Here is a 7,750-nt window from a genome sequence, read left to right on the forward strand (position 1 = left end):
AATGAAGAGTTTAACACCAATTAAAGCTGATGATGACCTAGTAACTGTAAAATATTTACGTGACAACATATCACAAAAAGTCGGGGGGGTATTGATGCCGTAAAAATGGACATAAATTCGCAAGTGAATTTATTTTCAAAAGAAACTGATGATGCGAACACTTTGCCCAATGGCTTTTCACTTGTCAGTTACAGAGTTCAAAATTTGCCAGCCGAAGCTTGGTTCTGGCTAGAAACGAGAAAACTGGATAAGAACGCTTTGCAGAAAGCTTACGGTAAAGACAACCCTTCTCTAAGGTACATACGTGTTCTATCTAACGGCGAGTGGAAAGAATGGGAGAAAATCTAACAAGGAGGTGATACCATCTTGACAGTACAAATAAAGCAAAACAACCAACCTGTCGAGACAACGGCTAAAGTCCAGTCTGACGGGTCTATTCTCGTACAATCAACTTTTATAGCAGAAAGTAAGCAGCCTAAAATTTGCATCAGCCCTAATGAATTAGGCAAAGGCTTTACCTTCACGCAAGCCAACCTCAACCGAGGAACAGAAGCATTAGACTATGTTAGGCCGCAAAGTGATGAGACGGTCATTAAGAAGTTGTTTGACAATCTCAATCAGATCAAACTGGACTTTAAGAATGCTGATGATGGCTTAGTTAGTCAGATCAAAGCAACTGCTAATAGTTTGACTAAAGACTATACGGCTAAGATCCAATCTGGCGATGGCAAGACTTTAAACGAAGCAAGATCTTACACCACGCAAACAGCCAATGAACTAAGAACTAGCTTAACTAAGCTAATTAATGATGGTGACAATCAAACTACTCAATTAATTAACAACGTTAAGCGAACCGCAGAAGGCAATCAATCAACGATAGCTAGTGTATCTAAAGACTTAGATAGTACCAAACAAGCTTTTCAGTCCGTCAAAGAAACGTCCAATCTCTATGAGCGAGTCATAGGCAGTTCAGAAAATGAGGTTCACAATAACATCTCAAGAATCGTGATGACCGACAAAGTCTTTAAGAACGAGATACTAGGCGAGTTAGTAGGCACTAGACCACTTAGAGAAACTGGCGATTTGTGGGCGGAAAACAACTTTAAAATGCTCATTGAATCAGGGGAGGATACCTTAAAAGTTGAGAACATGACTTCTAGCTTTGGGTTAACAGAGAAGAAAGTCAGCGGTACTAAATGGGGTCCGAACTATCAAATAATTATCAAGCCGCCTAACTCTAATAGAGCGCTAGCCAATGGCTTATCATTTGGCAGACACAGGCTAAAGCTAAGAATCTTGCCTATGGAAGATATTGAGATCACTTTTGGTGATCAGAAGCGCAAGTTAACCAGACTTCAGCTATTTGAAGACACGATTGAATATGTTGGCGACTTAACGGACGTTCATTTTAAGGTTCGCCCTTTAAACAATGCTTCTCAATCATACGATAAAATGCTGATGATCTTTGGCGTCAACCCTAATTCCAAGCAAATGTTTGACTACCGTCACACGCCAGTTGAAGAGATACGAAAGAACAGTCAAATTAAGCAACTAGAAGACTATATTGGTCTGTCAGTCTTTGGCGACAACAATGCACTATCCAAAATATCAATTAACCCTAATGCTGTTGATATTAAATCATCATTGATCCACTTAAATGGCGACACAACCATGAACCAAGCTTTCATTAAGAAGTTGTTCGTTGACAGCATGCAAGCCAACGAGGTCACAGCTTTCATGGGTAAATTTAACCGCATTGTGGCTAATAATATTGATGTTAACAATTTAGCAGGTAATAAAACCAACTTTATTCAGTCCTATTGGAATGCGATTAACTCAAGAATTGGCATTAATGGTCAAGAGTTAAGAGCAAGCCATACTGACGGCTCTTACACAATTATCAATGCGCACGGTCTCTTTACACAGATTGGTGGCACTAATTACAGCACACACTACTTGACCCACGTTGCTAATATTGCCAACGTCTGCCATACACAGCACAGGGATTCAGCAAATGGCGTTCCTGGTCTAACCTTGGGCTACAAGCCTTATTACTTGCCAGCTCCATTCAGGGGCAAAGATTACAAAGTATCAGTTGCACCAGTTGACCCTCACGGAATTGCTACAAGAGGGGAGTACTCAACTTCTTACATGGTGCGATTCGTGGCTAGGGTGGCGCAGATAACTCAATACATGCGCAATCAAGGGATTGTCCCTGTTTTCGGTTATGCGACCTATCGAGATACTAGAAACGGGCGAGTGTTTGCAACACCGATCGAAGTTCAAATTACAGCTACTTATTAAAGGGGGACTATATGGCTCACGAAACTTTAGCAGTTGTTTTCATGGAAACAGGGGCGAAAGATAAAAAAGGTACTTTTAACGTGAAGATGAAAGACGCCAATGGCAGAGAGTTGCCGCTCAATACTTACACAATCCCAGAACGGAATGATGTTGGAGATTTAACTTCTACTTACTTCAGTTTAAAGTATGCAAGTGATGTTGAGACAGTAGAATATAGCGGTTTAACGCCTGATGGCGACCTAGATATCTTGATTTACTACACTTACAAAATGGGCGGAAAAGAGCTCAAATATCAATATTCAATCTATCCTCAAAGAGACGTCAATCAAATGACTGGCGGTTATAGTTTTAATGAGACAATTAATTTATATGAGATGTCTCAAATTTCAGACATGCTAAGCCAGCGACCTTATGGCAAGCAGGTCAGGAGACCAGTGCCAATGCCTATGGTCTATTCTTATCTTGGGCACTTGACAGCGGAAGAGGACGCTTATGAAAACAGAGTTAAGCTGATTGACCTCGTGCCAATAGCAGGTTCAGGCTTTGGGGTTACGTACAACAGACAAGGAGAACATGAAGAGATTTACACTGAAGCTATTCTTGCCTTGCTGTGTGAAGCCGTCACCGATCTTCATGAAAGACTAATGAAAGCAGGAATGTAGATGGATTATTTAATTAAGACAATTCAAGAACTAGCAATGGATCTAGCTGTCACTAAGACACAGAAAAATCAACTAGCCGAGCAAGTAGAAGAACTGCAAGCAGAACTAGCTGAACTACAAGGAGAGGGGGAAGAAGATGTACCAACTGACGAATCAACCGATTTACAGTGATCACAAAGACACAACACAAGTCACAATTAAACAAGACAGTCCTTATCGCTACATTGAAGAAGAGCTTACTGGTAACGTCACAGCACTATCTGATGAAGAGATCGTTAAGCTAGTCCTAGACAAGTTAGTGGCAGAAGTTGCTCCTAGTCACGCAATCAACAAGCTTGACGAACGAACAACACTATTAGATGAGAAAGTGGCAGAAGTCGATTCTTTCATGACGACCGCCAAGGAGACAATGGGGGCAATTGAGAAACAATCAGCAGTCACTCAAGGGGCTTTGCTTGAAATGATTGAGATAGTCGGTTCATTACAAATTGAGCTTCAGGCTGCACTTGCTGAAAAATCTGAAGAGCCTCAAGAAAATGAGGTGAAAGATGAGAACGTACCTGAAGAATCCGCTGACGAGACTAAAGTTGAAATGGAAGGAGGTGAAATTAATGATGGCAATGTTGATCGCAATTAATATTGTGGCAGGTCGCTACACTTACGAGCGTACGCCTAAGTTCTTGAAGGAACAAGTGGCTGAACAGCTTAAGACAATGGGCGCAGAAGAGTTAATTAAGTAGACATATAAATCAGGCATAGAAGGGAGACTGTCAAAGGTCTCCTTTTCTTTTTGAAATGAAGGTGAAAAATGATTGAAATAACTAATGAAGTATTAGCATTGCATTTTAAGTCGCTAGCTAATAGCGGTTATATGCACTGCCTTTTTTGGCTAATCTTGCTTGATATAGTATCAGGCTATGCTAAAGGAATTAAGAATCGCAAATTTGATAGTAAAGTCGGTACTAACGGCTTAATTAGGCACTTTCTTGTCTTCTCAGTGATGGTATTAATTGGGACGTATGCAAGAGCGCTCGGCTACCCTAATGTCTCTATTGGGGCGTGTGTCTTCTTCATCACTAACTATTCTGTATCGTTCATTGAGAATTGGGAAGCGTTGGGGCTGCCGTTTCCTGACAAGCTGAAGCCGTTCTTCAACCAAATGCGGAAGGAATCAGAGGACAAGCTTGCTAGTAATTTAATGGTCGACAAGTTAGAAGTGAAGGAAATTGAAGAGAAGGGTGATTAAATGGAAGCAATTATAGATAATATTATTTTGCAATCTGCCATTATGGCGGGAATTATTGGGGTATTAATAGAAGCAATAAAAAAGGCAGTAGATATAGATAGCCGATATCTACCCTTAGTGTCAGGGGGTATTGGTCTGATTGCTGGGTTAGTACTTGCTTATATCTACGGCTTGCCTATCCCGGACAACGCCTTAGCAGGCATGCTGGCGGGATTCAGTGCGAGCGGGTTTTATGATGCTACAAAGATCGGAGCTAAATAATGCTAACTTATAACGGCTCGACTTTAGATGACACGACGTTATCCATGCTGGTAAAAGAGGCGGAGAGACTTAGTGTTCCTCCGTCTTATTTGATTGTTAAGCTGCACTTTGAAGGGTTATGGGGCAGTTCCGAAGTCGCTAAATTGAATAATAATTTATCAGGCATGTCAATGCCAAATGATGCTCCTGATATCTTCACTAGACCCTCAGGGGTAGTCGTTAAGCGTGGGTCAAATCGCCCAACTAACGAGGGCGGTCAATACATGAAGTATGCAAATCTGCAAGACTTTTTTACTGATTGGCTGTATTTAATTAGAAGAGGTGGCTCTTATAAGATTGCTGACTCTGCCACGTTTGCTGAGGCAGTTAAGGGAATGTTCCGATATGGTGGGGCAAAGTATGATTATGCGACTATGAACTTACCTGATAGTCAAAGTAAACAAAGATACGAAGCCTATTTAAAAGGAATGCTATCCCGCAGAACAGCAATCAATCACGCTAACAATGGGGCGCTAGACAAGTTAGACAATAAAGAAGGAGTGGGTTCAATGACAACAGCACAAGACGTCATACGTATCGCAAGAAAGTATAATGGGGTTCGCAAGTACTCTAATCAGTATAAAGGGCTGATGTCTCGATATAATAATTATCCCAAGAAAAGGTTCGCAAATCGTCCGGTGCCTAACCACAGTGCTGGTTATGACTGGTGCGCCATGTTCGTATCAGCAGTCATGATTGAGGCGGGTATTGGTAATAAAGTGCCTTTAGAAATTTCTGTCGGTTATATGAAAGAGGGAGCTCAGCGACTTGGTCAATGGGTAGGGCGCAATAATCCCAAAACGGGAGACATTATTATCTTTGATGATGAGAAAGGCAACGATTGGCCAGATCATGTTGGGTTGGTAACAGCTGTTAGTGGCAACACCGTCTATACCATTGAAGGTAACATTGGCGGTTATGACGCACAATCTCGAGTGGCTGAAAGAAGCTTCGGCAAGAGTGACTACTACATTCAAGGTTACATCCGACCGCCTTACGGCCAAGCTAAGGTAGCCGACTTATCTAAAGTGCCTACCGATACACTGGCCCAACGGGTGATGGCTGGTGACTTTGGAACGGGTGAGCAACGTAAGGCAAGCCTTGGCGCTCGATACGAAGAAGTGCAGAAGCGGGTCAACGAATTGCTGACTCAAGGCAAGAAACCTCAAGAAGAGGCCGTTCAAGGAATTATTGATGGTAAGTATGGCAACGGACAGGAACGAGTGAATAAGCTCAAGTCTGAAGGGTATACTGAGGTAGAGATTGCTGAGATTCAAGAAGCGGTCAACAAGAAGTTGGCGGAAGATAAGCAAGAGACGCTTGTCCCAGCAGTTAGCCAGAAGGAAGAAGAAAAGCAGCAACTGGCTGATAATGAGTTCTTAGACAAAGATGGCGTCGTGTGGGTCTGGGAGAAGAAATAAATGACGTAATTGGTTGACATAGTTTGCTCTGCACCATTATAATTAGCTCAAGAAGGGAGGAATTATAATGTATGATGTTGAAGAAGTTATTAGTTGGTTCTTGTCAAAAGAGTCAATGACACCTAAAAAGTTACAAAAGATGCTTTATTATGCTTATTCATGGTTCCTCACTCTATCTAATGAAAATAAATATAATTTAACGAATAAATTATTTGATGAAACATTTGAAGCTTGGGTGCACGGACCTGTTATTCCCAAGGTTTATCAAGAATATAGACATTACGGCTATAATCCTATTAATAAAGCTGAAGAGAAGAAGACTACGTTTCCGGATGAGGTTGAGGATATACTTAGTCAAGTTTACGAGGTTTACGGTCCATTTAATGGTAATGAGCTCGAAAGCATCTCACACCAAGAGACTCCATGGATTGAAGCCAGAGGAGATAAAGCCCCAGCTGAAATTTGCTCCAATGAGTTATCTGACGCAACAATCTTTGAGTGTTATGGATCAAGACTTTAGTATGGTTAAAGTTTCAAACATCGTTCATCCTGATAGCAATGTACATAATCCTAAAAAACCTAAGATGGATAAGCTTTTGATTGATTTAAAAGCTTATCCTAATTGGTTTAAGTCGTACCACAGGATGCCTTTTACCAATAGATACGAGAATGATAAACATATATCTAGGGTGTTATCCAATATTATGTTTAAATTATTTCCTTTTTTACAAGACAACATTATATCTATCATGGGAAATGGAGAAAAGCATTGCCATCAAATAACAGATGAGGCGTTTAATATTGCATTCGCGGCCATTGAGTCTATTCATGGCACGTCTCTTAGTTTAGACATAGAGCTATGGCAGTTAGGTGCTACAGGTGGTGTTAGGATTATTGGCCTAATTAAATCGGATGCTAACCACTATACTCTTTATCCTTTGTTAATTGATTGTAACCATCTTTTATATCCATCAGATAAATACAATAAGAAAGACTACAAAAAGTTCAAAAAGGAGATTAAGCCATAATTTTAGCTCAGCTTAGGCTGGGCTTTTTCTTTTGCACAAAACAAACCCGGCCTACTGGCCGGGTTCAACGTATTCTTTATAAAAATCAACTAACTTACTAGCGTTTTTCAATGACATGTTTTCAATTTTAGATCCACCATTCTTGTATCTGTCTAAAACTTGTGTGGCAATGCCTGTCTCTTTAGCAATTCGATAGGTAGTTATGTCTGAATCAAAAATGAGTTTTTCGATCATTTTAATGTATTCTTTCATTTCTTTTGCCCCTTTCTATTGAATGTAAAGCAGACAACAGCAAAACAGAACATAACAAATAAAAACTCTTTCATTTTATTCTCCTCCTTATGTTATAATAAGGATAAGGAAGGGGAGGGCAATTCCCCTGTTATCCTTACAGACGATTACTTAGATTCCTGGGCGGGCTCTTCGTGGTCGTCTTTCTTTTTGGCTTCAGCGACAACTTCAATGACTTTAGCGACACCTGCTATTAAAGCTCCAAATCCACCGGCGAGTGTGCCAATAGCTTTGAGCCATTCGATTTCATTCACTTTTATCACCTCCTTACTATACTTACATTATACATAATAAAGTGTATAAAAACAAGTAGTATTAGGAAGTTTTTAGAAATATTTATAGCACACGTTATTGAATTCATGGGGCATTTATGGGGCAAAAATTTAATGATATCAGACGATACCAGCTAAGCTTATTTTTACGAAACCCCTTTATACCAAGGTTAATCTCATGCGTGATTATCTGAGCCTACTCGGTGAACAACTACATCACAATGGC

12 protein-coding genes are annotated in these 7,750 nt (G+C 40.4%); 10 read left to right on the forward strand and 2 right to left on the reverse strand.

Features of this window, described 5'->3' with window-relative positions; genetic code table 11:
* Nucleotides 1–366: 366 nt before the first annotated feature.
* From T408_RS0106070 to T408_RS11765, 10 genes are all read left to right on the forward strand, one after another.
* Complete coding sequence (locus tag T408_RS0106070; protein WP_028119153.1) at nt 367–2,304, forward strand: hypothetical protein; 1,938 nt, start codon at nt 367–369, stop codon at nt 2,302–2,304.
* A gap of 11 nt (nt 2,305–2,315) precedes the next feature.
* On the forward strand, nt 2,316–2,966 hold the full coding sequence (locus tag T408_RS0106075) for a hypothetical protein (RefSeq protein WP_028119154.1): 651 nt from the start codon (nt 2,316–2,318) through the stop codon (nt 2,964–2,966).
* A complete protein-coding gene (locus T408_RS12085) occupies nt 2,967–3,137 on the forward strand; it encodes a hypothetical protein (RefSeq protein WP_157060772.1) in 171 nt (56 codons plus the stop codon).
* Nucleotides 3,103–3,603: a hypothetical protein gene (locus T408_RS0106085; RefSeq protein ID WP_028119155.1), complete on the forward strand. Its 501-nt coding sequence runs from the start codon at nt 3,103–3,105 to the stop codon at nt 3,601–3,603. Before T408_RS12085 ends, T408_RS0106085 begins: the two co-directional genes overlap by 35 nt.
* Entirely contained in the window at nt 3,578–3,706 is a 129-nt protein-coding gene (locus T408_RS12275) for a CD1375 family protein (protein WP_268870439.1), read from the forward strand. The genes T408_RS0106085 and T408_RS12275 overlap by 26 nt, the downstream gene beginning before the upstream one ends.
* Before the next feature lie 68 nt (nt 3,707–3,774).
* Entirely contained in the window at nt 3,775–4,212 is a 438-nt protein-coding gene (locus T408_RS0106095; protein ID WP_028119156.1) for a phage holin family protein, read from the forward strand.
* Complete coding sequence (locus tag T408_RS11075) at nt 4,213–4,473, forward strand: holin (RefSeq protein WP_035420258.1); 261 nt, start codon at nt 4,213–4,215, stop codon at nt 4,471–4,473.
* Nucleotides 4,473–5,933, forward strand: a complete 1,461-nt coding sequence (locus tag T408_RS11760; RefSeq protein WP_051444825.1) for a CHAP domain-containing protein — start codon at nt 4,473–4,475, stop codon at nt 5,931–5,933. The genes T408_RS11075 and T408_RS11760 overlap by 1 nt, the downstream gene beginning before the upstream one ends.
* Before the next feature lie 67 nt (nt 5,934–6,000).
* A complete protein-coding gene (locus T408_RS0106110; protein ID WP_035420260.1) occupies nt 6,001–6,453 on the forward strand; it encodes a Panacea domain-containing protein in 453 nt (150 codons plus the stop codon).
* Nucleotides 6,362–6,961: a hypothetical protein gene (locus T408_RS11765; RefSeq protein ID WP_157060773.1), complete on the forward strand. Its 600-nt coding sequence runs from the start codon at nt 6,362–6,364 to the stop codon at nt 6,959–6,961. The genes T408_RS0106110 and T408_RS11765 overlap by 92 nt, the downstream gene beginning before the upstream one ends.
* Before the next feature lie 51 nt (nt 6,962–7,012).
* Here the strand turns inward: T408_RS11765 and T408_RS0106120 are convergent, their stop codons facing one another.
* A complete protein-coding gene (locus T408_RS0106120) occupies nt 7,013–7,213 on the reverse strand; it encodes a helix-turn-helix domain-containing protein (protein ID WP_028119158.1) in 201 nt (66 codons plus the stop codon).
* Between the two features lie 146 nt (nt 7,214–7,359).
* Nucleotides 7,360–7,506: a hypothetical protein gene (locus T408_RS12090; RefSeq protein ID WP_157060774.1), complete on the reverse strand. Its 147-nt coding sequence runs from the start codon at nt 7,504–7,506 to the stop codon at nt 7,360–7,362.
* Nucleotides 7,507–7,750: the final 244 nt, after the last annotated feature.

The sequence above is a fragment of the Hutsoniella sourekii ATCC 700629 genome, from assembly GCF_000518205.1.
GTDB classification, from domain to species: domain Bacteria; phylum Bacillota; class Bacilli; order Lactobacillales; family Aerococcaceae; genus Hutsoniella; species Hutsoniella sourekii.

What these genes read in the sequence shown, in the direction of transcription:
- T408_RS0106075 (WP_028119154.1), top strand. Translation starts at nt 2,316, where the DNA reads ATGGCTCACGAAACTTTAGCAGTTGTTTTCATGGAAACAGGGGCGAAA.
- T408_RS12085 (WP_157060772.1), top strand. Translation starts at nt 2,967, where the DNA reads ATGGATTATTTAATTAAGACAATTCAAGAACTAGCAATGGATCTAGCT.
- T408_RS0106085 (WP_028119155.1), top strand. Translation starts at nt 3,103, where the DNA reads ATGTACCAACTGACGAATCAACCGATTTACAGTGATCACAAAGACACA.
- T408_RS12275 (WP_268870439.1), top strand. Translation starts at nt 3,578, where the DNA reads ATGATGGCAATGTTGATCGCAATTAATATTGTGGCAGGTCGCTACACT.
- T408_RS0106095 (WP_028119156.1), top strand. Translation starts at nt 3,775, where the DNA reads ATGATTGAAATAACTAATGAAGTATTAGCATTGCATTTTAAGTCGCTA.
- T408_RS11075 (WP_035420258.1), top strand. Translation starts at nt 4,213, where the DNA reads ATGGAAGCAATTATAGATAATATTATTTTGCAATCTGCCATTATGGCG.
- T408_RS11760 (WP_051444825.1), top strand. Translation starts at nt 4,473, where the DNA reads ATGCTAACTTATAACGGCTCGACTTTAGATGACACGACGTTATCCATG.
- T408_RS0106110 (WP_035420260.1), top strand. Translation starts at nt 6,001, where the DNA reads ATGTATGATGTTGAAGAAGTTATTAGTTGGTTCTTGTCAAAAGAGTCA.
- T408_RS0106120 (WP_028119158.1), bottom strand. Translation starts at nt 7,213, where the DNA reads ATGAAAGAATACATTAAAATGATCGAAAAACTCATTTTTGATTCAGAC.